The 17360-nt window shown below is 47.1% G+C and carries 13 protein-coding genes; 12 read left to right on the top strand and 1 reads right to left on the bottom strand.

The genetic code is table 11. The annotated features are described in order from the left end of the window. The first annotated feature begins 11 nt into the window (after positions 1–11). From lepA to acpS, 7 genes are all read left to right on the top strand, one after another. Complete coding sequence (gene lepA, locus VHA02S_RS20325; RefSeq protein ID WP_005449790.1) at positions 12–1805, top strand: translation elongation factor 4; 1794 nt, start codon at positions 12–14, stop codon at positions 1803–1805. A gap of 104 nt (positions 1806–1909) precedes the next feature. Next, positions 1910–2809 carry a signal peptidase I gene (lepB, locus tag VHA02S_RS20320; RefSeq protein WP_005449792.1) on the top strand — a complete coding sequence of 300 codons (900 nt, stop codon included), beginning with the start codon at positions 1910–1912 and terminating at the stop codon, positions 2807–2809. A 20-nt stretch (positions 2810–2829) separates the two neighbouring features. Further along, positions 2830–3507 carry a ribonuclease III gene (gene rnc / locus VHA02S_RS20315; protein WP_005449793.1) on the top strand — a complete coding sequence of 226 codons (678 nt, stop codon included), beginning with the start codon at positions 2830–2832 and terminating at the stop codon, positions 3505–3507. Then, on the top strand, positions 3500–4462 hold the full coding sequence (gene era / locus VHA02S_RS20310; protein ID WP_009698775.1) for a GTPase Era: 963 nt from the start codon (positions 3500–3502) through the stop codon (positions 4460–4462). The genes rnc and era overlap by 8 nt, the downstream gene beginning before the upstream one ends. 128 nt (positions 4463–4590) lie before the next feature. Next, complete coding sequence (gene recO, locus VHA02S_RS20305) at positions 4591–5322, top strand: DNA repair protein RecO (RefSeq protein ID WP_005426504.1); 732 nt, start codon at positions 4591–4593, stop codon at positions 5320–5322. Further along, positions 5319–6050: a pyridoxine 5'-phosphate synthase gene (gene pdxJ / locus VHA02S_RS20300; protein ID WP_038898662.1), complete on the top strand. Its 732-nt coding sequence runs from the start codon at positions 5319–5321 to the stop codon at positions 6048–6050. Before recO ends, pdxJ begins: the two co-directional genes overlap by 4 nt. A gap of 12 nt (positions 6051–6062) precedes the next feature. Further along, on the top strand, positions 6063–6443 hold the full coding sequence (gene acpS / locus VHA02S_RS20295) for a holo-ACP synthase (protein WP_017817665.1): 381 nt from the start codon (positions 6063–6065) through the stop codon (positions 6441–6443). A 90-nt stretch (positions 6444–6533) separates the two neighbouring features. On the opposite strand, the gene barA is transcribed toward acpS, so the two are convergent. Continuing rightward, entirely contained in the window at positions 6534–9332 is a 2799-nt protein-coding gene (gene barA / locus VHA02S_RS20290) for a two-component sensor histidine kinase BarA (protein WP_038898661.1), read from the bottom strand. A gap of 192 nt (positions 9333–9524) precedes the next feature. On the opposite strand from barA, the gene rlmD reads away from it, so the two are divergent. The 5 genes from rlmD to eno all read left to right on the top strand — a co-directional run. Beyond that, entirely contained in the window at positions 9525–10844 is a 1320-nt protein-coding gene (gene rlmD, locus VHA02S_RS20285; RefSeq protein ID WP_038898660.1) for a 23S rRNA (uracil(1939)-C(5))-methyltransferase RlmD, read from the top strand. A 127-nt stretch (positions 10845–10971) separates the two neighbouring features. After that, positions 10972–13191 carry a GTP diphosphokinase gene (gene relA / locus VHA02S_RS20280; protein WP_038898659.1) on the top strand — a complete coding sequence of 740 codons (2220 nt, stop codon included), beginning with the start codon at positions 10972–10974 and terminating at the stop codon, positions 13189–13191. Between the two features lie 206 nt (positions 13192–13397). Beyond that, positions 13398–14195: a nucleoside triphosphate pyrophosphohydrolase gene (gene mazG, locus VHA02S_RS20275; RefSeq protein WP_005449806.1), complete on the top strand. Its 798-nt coding sequence runs from the start codon at positions 13398–13400 to the stop codon at positions 14193–14195. 151 nt (positions 14196–14346) lie between these two features. Further along, a complete protein-coding gene (gene pyrG / locus VHA02S_RS20270; RefSeq protein ID WP_005449808.1) occupies positions 14347–15987 on the top strand; it encodes a CTP synthase in 1641 nt (546 codons plus the stop codon). Between the two features lie 77 nt (positions 15988–16064). After that, a partial coding sequence (gene eno, locus VHA02S_RS20265; RefSeq protein WP_061788476.1) for a phosphopyruvate hydratase occupies positions 16065–17360 on the top strand: 1296 nt, incomplete at its 3' end.

Raw genomic sequence — 17360 nt, 5'->3', positions numbered from 1 at the left:
ACCCTAAATCTATGAAGCACATTCGTAACTTTTCGATTATCGCCCACATCGACCATGGTAAGTCGACCCTATCTGACCGTCTAATCCAAGTTTGTGGTGGATTAAGCGATCGTGAAATGGCCGCACAGGTTCTGGATTCTATGGATCTTGAACGTGAGCGTGGTATCACCATCAAATCTCAGAGTGTGACGCTGAACTACACCGCTAAAGACGGCGAAACGTACCAGTTGAACTTCATCGATACTCCGGGACACGTTGACTTTGCGTACGAAGTATCACGTTCTCTAGCTGCTTGTGAAGGCGCGCTACTGGTGGTTGACGCAGGTCAGGGTGTAGAGGCTCAAACCCTAGCTAACTGTTACACCGCAATCGAAATGGATCTAGAGGTTGTGCCAATCCTGAACAAGATTGACCTACCAGCTGCCGATCCCGAGCGTGTAGCGGAAGAAATTGAAGAGATCGTTGGTATCGATGCAATGGAAGCAACCCGCTGTTCTGCGAAGACAGGTCTAGGTGTTGACGACGTTCTAGAAAACATCGTATCAGCAATTCCAGCACCAGAAGGTGATCCAGACGCGCCACTTCAAGCGCTGATCATCGACTCATGGTTCGATAACTACCTTGGCGTTGTTTCTTTGGTTCGAATTAAAAACGGTTCACTGAAGAAAAACGACAAGATCAAAGTAATGAGCACAGGTCAAACTTGGGGTGTGGATCGTCTAGGTATCTTCACGCCTAAGCAAGTGGACACTGATGTTCTGCGTACTGGCGAAGTAGGCTGGGTAGTTTGTGGTATCAAAGACATCCTAGGCGCACCAGTAGGTGATACGCTGACACTAGCGAAAAACGGCAGCGAGAAGCCACTTCCAGGCTTTAAGAAAGTAAAACCTCAGGTATACGCGGGTCTGTTCCCAGTATCTTCTGATGATTACGAAAACTTCCGTGACGCACTAGGTAAACTTAGCCTAAACGATGCATCGCTATTCTACGAACCAGAAAACTCAGCAGCACTTGGCTTTGGTTTCCGTTGTGGTTTCCTTGGTATGCTGCACATGGAAATCATCCAAGAGCGTCTAGAGCGTGAATACGATCTTGACCTAATTACAACGGCACCAACGGTAGTTTACGAAGTAGAACAAACTAACGGTGAGACTCTGTACGTTGATAGCCCTGCAAAACTGCCAGCGGTTAACGACATCGAAGAGATCCGTGAGCCTATCGCGCGCTGTAACATCCTAGTACCAGCGGACTACCTAGGTAACGTAATCACACTATGTGTTGAGAAGCGTGGCGTACAGGTGGACATGGTTTACCACGGTAACCAAGTTGCGATCACTTACGACATCCCAATGGCAGAAGTGGTACTGGACTTCTTCGACCGTTTGAAGTCGACATCACGTGGCTACGCGTCTCTGGATTACAACTTCCAACGCTTTGAAGCATCGAACATGGTACGTGTAGACGTACTACTGAACGGCGACAAAGTGGATGCGCTAGCGCTGATTACGCATAAAGATCAGTCTCAGACTCGTGGTCGTCAGCTTGTTGAGAAAATGAAAGAGTTCATTCCTCGTCAGATGTTCGACATCGCGATCCAAGCGGCTATCGGTAACCACATCATCGCACGTTCTACAGTGAAACAGCTACGTAAGAACGTAATCGCGAAATGTTACGGTGGTGACGTGAGCCGTAAGAAGAAACTTCTGAAGAAACAGAAAGAAGGTAAGAAACGTATGAAGCAGATCGGTAACGTAGAGCTGCCTCAAGAAGCGTTCCTAGCAATTCTTCACGTTGGTAAAGACTAGAGTTGAACTATCTCGTGCTCTTGTCTGTCATAAGACGTTAGATAGTAAAATAAGTGAAAGGGTTTCGGCTCTTTCACTTTCGTATTTTTAGATAAGGGAATTTAATGGCGAATACATTCTCACTGATTCTAGTTATCGTGACTTTGGTAACTGGCGTAGTTTGGCTACTAGAAAAGCTGGTGTTTGCGAAAAAACGTCAAGCGAAAGTAGCGGAGATCCAAGCGCAAACAACCAATGGTCTGGATGCGGTGACGCTACAAAAAGTAGAAAGCCAACCGTGGTGGGTAGAGAACAGCGTTTCTATCTTCCCAGTGATTGCATTTGTATTGGTATTACGTTCTTTTATCTATGAACCGTTCCAAATCCCTTCAGGCTCAATGATGCCAACCCTACTAGTAGGTGACTTCATTTTGGTGGAGAAATACGCGTACGGATTGAAAGATCCGGTATGGCGCACGCAGCTAGTGGAAACTGGCAAGCCTGAGCGTGGCGACATCGTGGTATTCAAGTACCCACCACAGCCAAACGTTGACTACATTAAACGTGTGGTAGGTTTGCCTGGTGATACCGTTCGTTACTCTGCGGATAAGCAGGTATGTATTCAATCGAAAGGTGAGTCATCTTGTAAGCCAGTTAAGCTGAACAATGTTGAAGAAAGTCAATTCATCCAAAACGGTATTCCTCTGATTCAGATGAATGAAAAACTGGGTGAAGTTGAGCACCAAATTTTGGTGAACCCATTAACTCGTGACCGCGTGCAGAACTACCAACCACGTCCAGGTGTTAACGAGTGGGTTGTACCACAAGGTCAGTACTTCGTTATGGGTGATAACCGTGACAACAGTGCTGACAGCCGTTACTGGGGCTTTGTTCCAGAAGCAAACTTAGTCGGTAAAGCTGTTGCGATCTGGATCAGCTTCGAGTTTGATCGTGGCGCAGATAGTGTTCTACCTTCATGGATTCCAACTGGTGTGCGTTTTAACCGCGTTGGTGGCATTCACTAACCATTACATATCGAGAGAGTATGAATTCTCCAATTGAGAAACTAGAGAGAAAGCTCGGCTACCAATTTAAGGATGCTGGGCTTATCAACTTGGCGCTGACTCACCGCAGCGCCAATAGTAAGCACAATGAACGTCTTGAGTTTCTGGGCGATTCAATTTTAAGTTTTGTCATCGCTGATGATCTGTACCATCGTTTCCCGAAAGTGAACGAAGGTGACATGAGCCGTATGCGCGCGACCTTGGTTCGTGGGCACACATTGGCGGAACTGGGTCGTGAATTCGATCTAGGAGATTATTTAAAATTAGGTCCAGGTGAATTGAAGAGTGGCGGATTCCGCCGAGACTCTATTCTAGCCGATGCGGTAGAAGCCATTATTGGTGCGATTTACCTTGATAGTGATATTGAACAAGTTCGCGGTATCGTACTGAGCTGGTACAACTCGCGTCTTGAGGCGATTAAGCCTGGTGTATCACAAAAAGATCCAAAAACTCGCCTACAAGAGTTCCTGCAAGGCAGAAGAAAACCGCTGCCTGTCTACACAGTGACTAATATTAAAGGTGAAGCGCACAACCAAGAGTTCACGGTTGAGTGTGACGTAGCAGGTGTGGATAAGCCTGTAATCGGTAAAGGCACCAGCCGCCGCAAGGCAGAACAAGCGGCTGCAGAAACGGCACTTGAGCAATTAACGAATGGCTGATAACGAATTCGACATCGATGCGTTTTTCGCATCACATGGTGAAGTAAGTTCACCAGAGAACCAACACTGTGGCTTCATTGCGATTGTTGGTCGTCCAAACGTAGGTAAATCGACGCTTCTGAACAAAATCTTGGGTCAGAAGATTTCGATCACGTCTCGTAAACCGCAAACGACGCGTCACCGCATCATGGGCGTGGATACCGATGGTGATTACCAAGCGATCTACGTAGATACACCGGGACTTCACATTGAAGAGAAGCGCGCGATTAACCGCTTGATGAACCGTGCAGCCAACTCATCTCTAAGTGATGTGAACCTAGTATTCTTCTTGGTCGACGGTACGCATTGGACCAAAGACGATGAGATGGTGCTGACTAAGCTTCAAAAGTCGAACTTCCCTGTTGTGCTTTGTGTGAACAAGGTAGACAACGTGCAAGATCGTAACGAAGTGATGATGCACATGGCCGAGATGTCGAAGAAGATGGATTTCGTTGACGTTGTGCCAATCTCTGCAAAGCAAGGTAAGAACATCGACGTACTGCGCAAGCACGTTCGCGATCACTTGCCAGAAGCAACGCACCACTTCCCAGAAGAATACGTAACAGACCGTTCTCAGCGTTTCATGGCGTCTGAAATCGTGCGTGAAAAACTGATGCGTTTTACTGGTGAAGAGCTGCCATACTCGGTAACGGTTGAGATTGAGCGCTTCGATTACAACCCAGAAACGGACGGTTTCCATATCAACGCCCTAATTCTTGTTGAACGTAATGGTCAGAAGAAAATGGTGATTGGTAAAGGCGGCGAGAAGATCAAAACGATTGGTCGTGAAGCGCGCCTTGATATGGAAGAGCTATTCGGTCGTAAGGTTTACCTAGAGACTTGGGTAAAAGTGAAATCTGGTTGGGCAGACGACGAACGTGCACTGCGCTCACTAGGTTACATTGACGATCTATAAGCTTGGTTGCTTGTAAGTTTGGTAACGAAGACACTTCGTTCCAACATCGACTAAAATATAATATCGATTAGAATAAGGAGCCGCTTGGCTCCTTATTTTTTATTACCGACTTAGGCACACAGATTGAAATGAGCAACCAGTCTTCAGAAGGCTTCCAACGCTGCTTTGTATTGCACCGACGCCCTTACAGTGAATCGAGCTTGATCCTTGATGTATTCAGCGAGGAGTATGGTCGTATCACGTTGATGGCGAAAGGTGCGCGCAGCAAACGCTCCAATCTTAAAGGGGCATTACAGCCCTTCACGCCACTATTGTTGAAATGGTCCGGCAAAGGCTCAATGAAAACCTTACGTCAGGCTGAGCCAATCAGTTTGGGTTTGCCGTTGTTCGGGATAAACCTTTACTCCGCAATGTACGTAAATGAATTAGTCGGGCGCGTGTTAATGGCGGAGGTGCCGATGCCAGCCCTGTTTCATGATTATCTGCATGCACTAACGGAATTGGCTCAGAGTGATAACCCTGAACCGGGATTGCGTCGTTTTGAATTGGCCTTGCTTTCTTCAATGGGCTATGGCGTCGATTTCTTGCATTGTGCCGGGACGGGGGAGCCTGTCGATCCTGAGATGACTTACCGTTATCGTGAACAAAAGGGATTCATAGCTTCAGTAAGGCGCGACAATCTGACATTTTTAGGTAATGAATTGATTGCGATTAGTGAACGGCGATTCGTCACTAAAGAGCAATTAAAAGCGGCGAAACGCTTTACACGTATGGCATTAAAGCCGTATCTTGGCGGCAAACCTTTAAAAAGTCGCGAATTATTCATTCAGACATATCGAGCACGGAGTAACGGAAAATGAGCTCAATCTACTTAGGCGTTAATATCGACCATATTGCCACTCTACGTAATGCACGTGGTACTAAATACCCAGATCCAGTTCATGCTGCTGAGATCGCAGAGCGTGCCGGTGCTGACGGTATTACCATCCACCTACGTGAAGACCGTCGCCACATTCTAGATCGTGACGTACGTATCCTACGTGAAACCATTCAAACTCGTATGAACCTTGAAATGGCGGTAACGGGCGAGATGGTTGAGATTGCGCTACAAACTAAGCCTGAGTTCGTTTGTCTGGTTCCTGAAAAACGTGAAGAGTTGACAACAGAAGGTGGTCTGGATGTTGTCGGTCAACTTGAGAAAGTGAAAGCGGCAACGCAAAAGCTAACTGAAGCGGGCATTAAAGTCTCTCTATTCATCGATGCTGACCGTCAACAGATCGATGCGGCAAAAGCTTGTGGCGCACCTTACATTGAGCTTCACACAGGTCACTACGCAGATGCGACAACAGAAGAAGATCAGCAAGATGAACTGAAGAAGATTGCAGCAGGCGCAAGCTACGCTGATGACCTAGGTATCATCGTAAACGCAGGTCACGGTCTGACTTACCACAACGTTGCACCAATCGCGGCACTGCCAGAAATCTACGAGCTTAACATCGGTCACTCGATCATTGGTCGTGCGGTTTTCGATGGTTTAGAAAAATCTGTGGCAGAAATGAAAGCCATCATGGTTGCGGCTCGTAAATAATCAGATTTAAGCATGGCAATTTTAGGATTAGGTACTGACATCGCAGAGATTGAGCGCATTGAAAAAGCGCTCGGTCGAACGGGTGAGCCCTTCGCAAAGCGCATTTTGTCGCAAGATGAAATGGTACAGTTTGCTGAATTGAAGCAAAAAGGGCGCTACCTTGCGAAGCGTTTCGCAGTAAAAGAGGCTGCCTCAAAAGCGCTAGGTACAGGCATCGCAAAAGGCGTGACCTTCCATGATTTTACAGTTTCGAATGATGAGTTCGGTAAACCGATATTGACCTTATCCGGTGTGGCGAAGCAAATCGCCGAGTCGATGGGCGTCAATCATGTTCATCTGTCGATTTCGGATGAACGTCATTACGCGGTCGCGACGGTGATTTTTGAATCCTAACTTAGCCTGATTACGGATTAATAACCGAATACGAAAAAGCCAGAGTGGATGCTCTGGCTTTTTTATGTCTCTGATTTACTCCGTTATTTTCTACTGTTCAAGATAGAGTTTCGCCGTCGTGGTGACTTTAATCATTTCATCTTGCAGTTCGAACATTTCCGGTTCGATGTCTTCGATGTCAGCGCCCGAGCGCAGTGCTTGTTCCAAGGTTGCACACAGAGACTTTAATCTCGGCACGCCACAGTAAGAGCTGCTGCCGTGAAGTTTATGTACCACATGGATAAGATCATCACGCGAGAAGTCTTCTTGTTCTAATGCTTGATCGACCACTTCTTCCACCTCAGGAATAAAATCAATCAGCATGCGCAGCATGTCTTTGGCTAAATCTTCTTTGTTGGCACTTTGTTTTAACGCAGCTTGCCAGTCGATGATGACATCTTGCTGTGGCTTTTCTGGCGCTGATGGCGCAGTTTCCACAACTGGTTCGACATACGATGGCGCAATTTTATCGACACTCTCAGTACAGGTATTTGGGTTCCAGTGGACCAAAACCTGTTGCAGTACATGCTCTTCGATTGGTTTGGTTAGGTAGTCATCCATCCCCGCAGCTAATAGTCGGTCACGCTCGCCTGCCATGGCATGCGCGGTCACCGCAATCACAGGGGTGTCTTTGTTCAGCTCTAGCTCTTTAATGTGCTGACAAGCCGTCACGCCGTCCATCAATGGCATTTGAATGTCCATGAAGATCAGATCGTATTTCTTCTCAGTCGCGAGATTCACCGCTTGCTGGCCATTGCTGCACGCTGTTACCGTTTCTACACGCTCTTTCAATAGCGCAGAGATCAGTTTCAAGTTAGCTGGGTTATCGTCGACCGCAAGTACCGTCAGTGGTAAGCGTTCATTCACCACTGGCTCAATTGGTGCAATCACTGCTTGAGGTGTTTCGACGTGATCCGTTATTAGGCTTTGTAGAAGCTTACGGCGTGATAATGGCTTAGTCAGACATTGGATCTGATGATCGTTCATCACTTGATCTGCCAGTGCCAGTTCGGTACTCGGCGTACCCATGATCACACTCGGCGCCATGCGTTTGGCTTGCTCAATCCAAGTTGCTACCGATTGATCATCGTAGGTTTGGTTGGCAGCCAAGTTCAACAATACGTAGTCGTAGTTCTCGTCGTTTTCTGGCAACGAAGAGCGGTAGGTCACCAGAATGCCTTCTTGGCTCAGGATCTGCTGTGTCACTGACGCCGCTTGCATGTTTGGTTCAACCAACAGCAATTGCTTACCAGTTAGTAGTTCGACTTCAATCAGATCGCTCATTGGCATTTCAGTTGAGTGCAAGCGAACCGTAAACCAGAAGGTTGAACCTTGGTGTAGGCGACTGGTTAGGCTGATTTCGCCGCCCATCTGGCTTACTAGTTTCTGAGTGATAACCAGACCAAGACCGGTACCACCATAGCGACGTGAAATACTTGCATCCGCTTGGCTAAACGCTTGGAACAACTGAGCTTGCTGACGCTCAGAGATACCAATACCAGTATCGCGCACCATGAATTGCAGTTCGACCGAATCACCAGATTGTGAGCGCATCTCAACGCTGATGTCGATATTACCGCGCTCAGTAAACTTGATGGAGTTGCCGACTAAGTTGGTGAGGATTTGTTGGATACGAAGCGGGTCACCCACCAAGCCTTGCGGGATCTTCGGATCCACTTTCAAGGTGATTTCCAAACCTTTCTCGTGCGCGCTGGTGGCTTGTAGGTTGATTACTTCTTCTAAGCTTTCACGGAATTCAAATGGAATGTTTTCCAGCGCCAACTTACCGGCTTCTAGTTTCGAGAAGTCGAGGATGTCGTTGATGATGTTCAGTAGGTTGTTGGCGGACTTCTCAATAGTCTGCAAGTAATCCGTTTGGCTGTTCGATAGCTGTGTTTTCAGCATTTGACGGGTAAAGCCAATCACACCATTCAGCGGAGTACGGAGTTCGTGAGACATGTTCGCCAAGAATTCGGATTTCACGCGTGCTGCCTCTTGGGCACGCTTCTTCGCGATGTCCAGCTCCACGTTCTGAATCTCTAGCTGTTCCAGAGTCTCACGCAAGTCTGATGTCGCTTGGTCTATACTGTGCTGCATCTCAACGTGGTATTCCGACAGCGAGACCGCCATGGCGTTGATACCGTTTTTCAACTGGTCCAACTCACCGTGCATTTTACCTTCGATACGCACATCAAGGTGACCACGACGAATGCGGTCAACAACGTTCTTCATGTGAGTGATCGGTTGGGTTACGTCATGCATTAGACGAGAGGCGAACACACTCGCGAGACCAAGACCGAGGATCAACACCAAGAACGCAGAGAACACTTCTTGGTATTGCTGCAATCGAAGTGACGAAAGATCCATTTCCACTGCGATGTAGCCGATGGCTTTTGTGCCCTGATTCTCATTTGAGAGCTCCGAAAGATAGTGACCTTCAGATAGAATCGGCACGCGCAGAATAAGCGAGTTATCGAAGATTTCCGAATTGCCTAATTGAGGGATAGGCTTATCCTTCGGGAACATCAGAGCTTCAAAATTGGGGTGGAAGTTAGAAGTGACGAAAAGCTCATGATTTTCATCGAACACCGCGATACTACGAACTAGTTTCGAGTTTTTGCGGTGGGCGTAACTGATAAGGCGACGAACAGCTTCGCGACTTTCGGAAAGTAGGTGAGTTTCACTGGCAATCGCAAGCGGTTCGATAATGCTATTGCCTGTGGTGATAACTTGTTTCTCGAGGTCTTGGTAGCGGTTAAATGAGAAAAAGCCGCTCAGTAATAAACCAATAATGAGAGTGGGAGCGAGAGTTAGTGTAATTACACGTGCTCTTAAGCCATATCTGGTCATGTTATCTAATTACATCGGAGTCTGGATATGGGAAAATAACGCATTATTTCTCAAGCGCACGATAAAGCCTTGAGCAAAGAAGTGACGTCACCGGATAAACGGTAAGCATAATCAAGTCACTCGAATCACACAACGGCTGCAATCAAGAATAGTGAAGCAGTAGAGCAATTAGACACAAATCAGGCACAGAGCATGGCACGTATCTTTCAACCTAAAAAGAAAACGCAACTGAATACCCGCCACCAAGCGGTACAAGTGGAGCGTTTGGATCACCACGGCGCAGGCATTGCTTACCTTAAGAAGAAACCATTGTTTATTGATGGTGCGCTACCGGGTGAGGAAGTGGTAACCCAATTGGTGGAAGAAAAGAGCAAATTCGCTCGCGGTAAGTTGATTAAAATCCTTAAACCGAGTGACGTTCGCGTGGAGCCATTTTGTCCGCACTACCATGAATGCGGTGGCTGTGACCTGCAGCATCTGAACTATGACCAACAATTGACGCACAAGCAGCAAACGCTTCGTCAGTTGATGAGAAAATTTGCCGGCAGTGATATCGAGTTGGATGCGCCTGTGTTAGGTGAGTCTCTTGGCTACCGTCGCCGTGCTCGTGTGAGCTTGTTCGTGGATAAAAAGACTCGTCAGTTGCACTTTGGTTTCCGCAAGAAACAGAGTAAACAAATCGCGCAAGTGACGGATTGTCCAGTGCTCGCACCTGAGTTGAATGTGCTATTGCCAGAAATCTACTCGACGTTAAAAGCGTTTAAGAAGCCAGAGCAACTTGGTCACGTAGAGTTGGTGCTAGGCGATAATGGTCCATGCATTACATTGCGCCATCTAAGTAAGCTGACTGAAAAAGAAACCAACTCGTTGGTGGAATTGGCGAAGCGTCACAATGCATCGCTCTACTTGATGCCAGAAACCGATCAGCTTGATTTGATTGAAGGTGAAGTGCCTTTCTATCAAGAAGCGAATGTCACCGTACCATTTACGCCAAATAACTTTATTCAAGTGAACCAAGCGGTAAACCAGAAAATGGTCGCTCAGGCAGTAGAGTGGTTAGACCCACAAAATGACGAGCGAGTGTTAGATTTGTTCTGTGGCTTGGGTAACTTCAGTTTGCCTATCGCGAAGCGTGCAAAGCACGTGGTTGGCGTAGAAGGCGTGGCAGAAATGGTGGAAAAGGCGGCAAATAATGCATCTTTGAACCAAATCAATAACGCGCAATTTTATCACGCTAACCTTGAGCAGGATTTTGAAGGGCAAGTTTGGGCGGCTGAACAATTCGACAAAGTGCTGCTTGATCCGGCACGTGCGGGCGCGAGTGGGATCATCGATCAAGTTTCTGCGCTTGGCGCACAGCGTGTAGTTTATGTTTCGTGTAATCCTGCTACCCTTGCAAGGGATAGCCAGAGCTTGCTGGAGCAAGGCTACCAATTGACCAAATTAGGTATGCTGGACATGTTCCCTCATACCAGCCATCTAGAATCGATGGCACTGTTTGAAAAGTCCTGATAATTGGGACTTTGTTGATCACTTACACGTGGTGGGTGGTCAATAAGCCAACGCTTAAAGCTTGGCGAAAGAACTAACCTGGATGGTGTTAGTCAAACCACACAAATATAATAATTAGGATGATGAGATGGTTGCGGTAAGAAGCGCGCATTTAAACCAAGATGAACAGTTTGAACTTGAAAACTGGGTGGCTAGCCTAGGTCAAGAGAAGAACACAGCGAAACGCTTAACCGAAGTGTATCGTGACTGCCAATCTGTGTTGGCGGATAACGAACAGGCGGAGCTTTTGTTGTGGCGTGGACGAGAGATGATCGAAATCTTGATCACCTTGTCGATGGACAAAGCGACACTTGTCGCGGCGCAACTGTTCCCTTTGGTCTCAAGTGGTGCTTTTGATAGAGAGCTCCTTGAGGAAAAATACAGCAAAGAAATCATTAAGCTGATCGATGGTGTCGACGAAATGGCGGCAATTGGTCAACTAAATGTAACAATGGATGGTGGTGCTGCCTCGTCTCAAGTAGATAACGTTCGTCGCATGCTGTTGGCAATGGTGGATGATTTCCGCTGCGTGGTCATCAAGCTGGCGGAACGTATCTGCAACCTGATTGAAGTAAAAAAAGCGCCGGACGAAGTTCGTCGTGCTGCGGCAAAAGAGTGTGCAAATATCTATGCGCCTCTGGCAAACCGCCTTGGTATTGGTCAGTTGAAGTGGGAAATCGAAGATTACGCCTTCCGCTACCAACAACCAGAAACCTACAAGCAAATCGCGAAGCAATTGGCTGAGCGTCGTATTGTCCGTGAACAATACATCAAAGACTTTGTCGACGATCTTACCCAAGAAATGACCGTATGCGGCATCAACGCAGAAGTCAGTGGTCGTCCAAAGCACATCTACAGTATCTGGCGCAAAATGCAGAAGAAGAGTCTGGCGTTTGATGAATTATTTGACGTACGTGCAGTACGTATCATCGCTGACAAACTTCAAGACTGTTATGCCGCTCTAGGTGTGGTTCACACCAAATACAAACACCTACCAAGCGAGTTCGACGATTACGTAGCGAACCCGAAACCAAACGGCTACCAGTCTATCCATACCGTGATTCTTGGTCCTGAAGGCAAGACCATTGAGATCCAGATTCGTACTAAAGAGATGCACGAAGATTCTGAGCTAGGTGTTGCTGCGCACTGGAAATACAAAGAAGGTGCAAGCAGCCGCAGCGGTTACGATGAGAAGATCACATGGCTACGTAAGCTACTCGATTGGCAAGAAGAGATGTCTGACTCTGGCGAGATGTTGGACGAGCTACGTAGTCAGGTATTTGATGACCGCGTGTATGCCTTTACCCCACGTGGCGATGTTGTCGACCTACCAATGGGCGCAACACCGCTCGATTTCGCTTACCACATTCACTCCGAAGTGGGTCACCGTTGTATCGGCGCTAAAGTTGCGGGTCGTATTGTACCGTTCACCCATAAACTGCAAATGGGTGATCAGGTTGAAATCATCACCCAGAAAGAACCAAACCCTTCACGTGACTGGTTGAACCCGACTCTGGGCTTTGTGACGTCGAGCCGAGCACGTGCGAAAATCAACGCATGGTTCCGCAAACAAAGTCGTGAGAAGAACCTAGAAGCGGGTCGTGAAATCCTAGAGCACGAATTGGCGAAAATCGGCGCGACACTGAAAGACGCAGATCACTACGCACTAAAACGCTTTAACGTTAATAGCGCCGGTGAATTGTATGTTGGTATTGGTAGTGGTGACTTGCGCATTAACCAGATCATCAACCACATCAACGCGTTAGTGAACAAGCCAACCGCGGAAGAGGAAGACCAGCAAGCGCTGGAAAAACTGCAAGAAGCAGAAAATCGCGCGCCAGCGCAAAGCCGTCCGAAGAAAGATGCGGTTGTGGTAGAAGGTGTCGATAACTTAATGACGCACCTAGCGCGCTGTTGTCAGCCGATCCCAGGTGATGAGATCTCAGGTTACATCACTCAAGGTCGTGGTATTTCGGTGCACCGTAGTGACTGTGAGCAACTAGAAGAACTTCGTCATCACGCACCAGAACGTATCATTGATACCGTCTGGGGGAGCGGCTTTGTCGGCTCTTACATCTTGACGGTTCGTGTTGAAGCGATGGAGCGTGGTGGTCTACTAAAAGACATTACAACGCTATTTGCGAACGAGAAAATCAAAGTCACCAGCATGAAGAGTCGCGTCGATTACCGCACGCAAATGTCGATCATGGACTTTGACCTTGAAGTGACCAACCTTGAGGTGTTCTCACGCGTTTCGAAACGTGTTGAGCAGATCAAGGATGTTATGTCGGTGAAGCGCTTAGGCTAAAATTCTCGTCATACTTGAAGCTGATAGCGTTGTTGCCTACGCTCACTCGCTCCATCACATAGGCAGGCTATGCTCAGGAGTCTCGCTCGCTTGCCGCCTAGCTACAGCTTCAATTATTTAGAGAATTGATCAACATATAACAAAGGTGAGTGGTTTTGGCTGCTCACCTTTTTCTTTAGATAGAAAGGTTTAAAGGAACAGAGAAAATGAGTCATCCAATTGAACAGTTAGAACAAATCATGGCGAAGTTGCGTGACCCAGAAAGCGGTTGTCCTTGGGACTTAAAGCAGACCTTCGACACCATTGTTCCTCACACCATTGAAGAAACCTACGAAGTGGTGGATGCGATTCAAAACCGCGATTGGTCGAACTTGCAAGAAGAGTTGGGGGACTTATTGTTCCAAGTGATTTTCTACAGCCAAATGGCGAAAGAGCAGGGATTGTTCGAGTTTTCTGATGTGGTGGAAACCGTTAACGAGAAGCTGACGCGTCGTCACCCGCATGTTTTTTCAGAAGTAGAATTCGATTCTGAAGAAGCGATTAACGCCAACTGGGAAGCGGAAAAAGCCAAAGAGAAAGCACAATTAGGCAAAGCTGAAGAAAGTATCCTAGACTCAATACCAAACTCTCTACCTGCGCTTTCGCGTGCTACAAAGATTCAGAAAAAGTGCGCAAAATTCGGCTTTGATTGGGACTCGCTTGGTCCCGTTGTCGGAAAAGTGCAGGAAGAAATTGAAGAGGTAATGGAAGAAGTGCTTCAAATTACTCCGGATGAGGAGAAAGTTGAACTCGAATTAGGCGATCTTTTATTTGCTACCGTGAACCTGTCTCGTCACCTAGGGAAAGACCCTGAAGTGGCACTGGCAAAAGCCAACTTAAAGTTCTCGAAACGCTTTAAAGGCGTGGAAACTAAAGTTGCAGCGCACGGTAAACAGCTGACAGACTTTACTCTAGATGAACTCGATTCCATGTGGGATGAAGTGAAACGAGAAGAGCGAAGCTGAAATTGCATGAATACTCGACTTTGATTTGAAGCAAAAAATAAAAAATTACGGTGTGATAGATTTCACGTTGTGGCGGTTAGGAGCTTCTGGTATATTTACGTCCCGTCCAGAAGCACTCCATTTCCCTCATTCAACCAATTTCAGGTTAAACATGACGACAAATTACATTTTTGTTACTGGCGGGGTTGTATCCTCTCTAGGTAAAGGTATTGCAGCAGCATCTCTTGCAGCTATTCTAGAAGCTCGTGGTCTTAAAGTGACTATGATGAAGCTTGACCCTTACATCAACGTTGATCCAGGCACAATGAGCCCAACTCAACACGGTGAAGTGTTCGTTACGGAAGATGGCGCAGAGACTGACCTTGACCTTGGTCACTACGAGCGTTTCATCCGCACCAAGATGACTAAGCGTAACAACTTCACTGCTGGTCGTGTTTATGCAGACGTACTACGTAAAGAACGTCGCGGCGATTACCTAGGTGCAACCATTCAGGTTATCCCTCACATCACTAACGCTATCAAAGACCGCGTAATCGCAGGTTCTGAAGGCCATGATGTTGCTATCGTTGAAGTCGGTGGTACGGTAGGTGATATCGAATCACTACCATTTATGGAAGCTATCCGTCAGCTTGCTGTAGAACTAGGTCGTGAGCGCGCAATGTTCATGCACCTAACGCTAGTTCCTTACCTAGCCGCTGCTGGTGAAGTGAAAACTAAGCCAACTCAGCACTCTGTTAAAGAGCTGCTATCTATCGGTATCCAACCAGATATTCTTGTTTGCCGCTCTGATCGTATGATCCCAGCGAACGAGCGTAAGAAAATTGCGCTATTCTGTAACGTTCCTGAGAAAGCAGTAATCTCAATGAAGGACGTAGATTCAATCTACAAGATCCCTCAACTTGTTAAGTCTCAAGGTCTAGATGACCTAGTTTGTGCTCGCTTTGGTATCAACGCACCAGAAGCTGACCTGTCTGAATGGGAACAGGTTATCTATGAAGAAGCGAACCCAACTGGCGAAGTAACTATCGGTATGGTCGGTAAATACATCGAACTACCAGATGCTTACAAGTCAGTAAACGAAGCACTTAAACACGCAGGCTTGAAAAACCGTCTAAACGTCACAATTAAATACGTAGACTCTCAAGATGTTGAGACGAAAGGCGTAGAAGTACTTGAAGGTCTAGATGCAATCCTAGTACCTGGTGGCTTCGGTGACCGTGGTATCGAAGGTAAGATTCGCGCAGCACAATACGCTCGTGAAAACAAAGTACCTTACCTAGGTATCTGTCTAGGCATGCAAGTAGCACTGATCGAATACGCGCGCAACGTAGCGGGTATGGAAGGTGCACATTCAACAGAATTTAACAAAGACACTAAGTACCCTGTGGTAGGTTTGATCACTGAATGGGTAGACGGCGAAGGTAAAGTTGAAGAACGTACTGAAACGTCTGACCTAGGTGGTACGATGCGTCTTGGTTCACAGCTATGTCACCTAGAGAAAGGGACGAAAGCTCGTGAACTATACGGTAGCGCGACAGTTCACGAACGTCACCGTCACCGTTACGAAGTAAACAACGTTCTTCGTCCGCAAATCGAAAAAGCAGGTCTGAAAGTATCTGGTCTATCAGCGGACAAGAAACTAGTGGAAATGATTGAGAACCCAGCTCACCCATGGTTTGTAGCGGCTCAATTCCACCCAGAATTCACCTCGACTCCTCGCGATGGTCACCCACTATTCGCAGGTTTCGTTAAAGCTGCTGGTCAAAACGCTCGCGGCGAATTCGAGAAGTAAAAGGATACGGGCGGCGGCGAAGGTTGTGCTGCTGCCCTTTAAAATTGACATTTATATTTGAACGAGAGGAAACATTAATGTCTAAGATCGTTAAAGTTCTAGGTCGTGAAATCATCGACTCACGTGGTAACCCAACTGTAGAAGCTGAAGTACACCTAGAAGGCGGTTTCGTAGGTATGGCGGCAGCTCCATCTGGCGCATCTACTGGTTCTCGCGAAGCTCTTGAGCTACGTGACGGTGACAAAGCACGTTTCCTAGGTAAAGGTGTTCTTAAAGCTGTTGAAGCTGTAAACGGCGCAATCGCTGAAGCTCTAGTTGGCAAAGACGCTAAAGACCAAGCTGCAATCGACGCAGTAATGATCGAACTAGACGGCACTGAAAACAAATCTAAGTTCGGTGCGAACGCTATCCTAGCTGTTTCTCTAGCAAACGCTAAAGCTGCTGCAGCGGCTAAAGGCATGCCTCTATACGAGCACATCGCTGAGCTAAACGGTACAGCTGGTCAGTTCTCTATGCCTCTACCAATGATGAACATCATCAACGGTGGTGAGCACGCAGACAACAACGTTGACATCCAAGAGTTCATGATCCAACCAGTTGGTGCTAAGACTCTTAAAGAAGGTCTACGTATCGGTGCAGAAGTATTCCACAACCTAGCTAAAGTTCTTAAGTCTAAAGGCTACAGCACTGCAGTTGGTGACGAAGGTGGTTTCGCTCCTAACCTTAAGTCTAACGCTGAAGCTCTAGAAGTTATCGCAGAAGCTGTTGCAGCTGCTGGTTACGAACTAGGTAAAGACGTTACTCTAGCTATGGACTGTGCTGCATCTGAGTTCTTCGACAAAGAAGCTGGCATCTACAACATGAAAGGCGAAGGTAAAACTTTCACTTCTGAAGAGTTCAACCACTACCTAGCTGAGCTAGCTAACCAATTCCCAATCGTTTCTATCGAAGACGGTCTAGACGAGTCTGATTGGGCTGGCTTCAAGCACCAAACTGAACTACTAGGTGACAAGCTTCAACTAGTAGGTGACGACCTATTCGTTACTAACACTAAGATCCTTGCTGAAGGTATCGAGAAAGGCGTAGCTAACTCTATCCTTATCAAGTTCAACCAAATCGGTTCTCTAACTGAGACTCTAGCTGCAATCAAGATGGCTAAAGACGCAGGTTACACAGCAGTAATCTCTCACCGTTCTGGCGAAACTGAAGATGCAACTATCGCTGACCTAGCGGTAGGTACAGCTGCAGGTCAAATCAAAACTGGTTCTATGAGCCGTTCTGACCGTGTTGCTAAGTACAACCAACTAATCCGTATCGAGGAAGCTCTAGGTGAGCGCGCTCCTTTCAACGGTCTTAAAGAAGTTAAAGGTCAA

Source organism: Vibrio harveyi NBRC 15634 = ATCC 14126 = KCTC 12724 (assembly GCF_001591145.1).
GTDB classification, from domain to species: Bacteria; Pseudomonadota; Gammaproteobacteria; order Enterobacterales; family Vibrionaceae; genus Vibrio; species Vibrio harveyi.
The sequence above is the reverse complement of the archived record's forward strand: the minus strand, read 5'-3'. Positions and strand labels throughout refer to the sequence as shown.

Bases quoted from the DNA above. Each gene is read 5' to 3' on its own strand.
- relA (WP_038898659.1), top strand. From the start codon at position 10,972: ATGGTTGCGGTAAGAAGCGCGCATTTAAACCAAGATGAACAGTTTGAA.
- pdxJ (WP_038898662.1), top strand. From the start codon at position 5,319: ATGAGCTCAATCTACTTAGGCGTTAATATCGACCATATTGCCACTCTA.
- era (WP_009698775.1), top strand. From the start codon at position 3,500: ATGGCTGATAACGAATTCGACATCGATGCGTTTTTCGCATCACATGGT.
- mazG (WP_005449806.1), top strand. From the start codon at position 13,398: ATGAGTCATCCAATTGAACAGTTAGAACAAATCATGGCGAAGTTGCGT.
- acpS (WP_017817665.1), top strand. From the start codon at position 6,063: ATGGCAATTTTAGGATTAGGTACTGACATCGCAGAGATTGAGCGCATT.
- pyrG (WP_005449808.1), top strand. From the start codon at position 14,347: ATGACGACAAATTACATTTTTGTTACTGGCGGGGTTGTATCCTCTCTA.
- rlmD (WP_038898660.1), top strand. From the start codon at position 9,525: ATGGCACGTATCTTTCAACCTAAAAAGAAAACGCAACTGAATACCCGC.
- rnc (WP_005449793.1), top strand. From the start codon at position 2,830: ATGAATTCTCCAATTGAGAAACTAGAGAGAAAGCTCGGCTACCAATTT.
- recO (WP_005426504.1), top strand. From the start codon at position 4,591: ATGAGCAACCAGTCTTCAGAAGGCTTCCAACGCTGCTTTGTATTGCAC.
- lepA (WP_005449790.1), top strand. From the start codon at position 12: ATGAAGCACATTCGTAACTTTTCGATTATCGCCCACATCGACCATGGT.
- barA (WP_038898661.1), bottom strand. From the start codon at position 9,332: ATGACCAGATATGGCTTAAGAGCACGTGTAATTACACTAACTCTCGCT.
- lepB (WP_005449792.1), top strand. From the start codon at position 1,910: ATGGCGAATACATTCTCACTGATTCTAGTTATCGTGACTTTGGTAACT.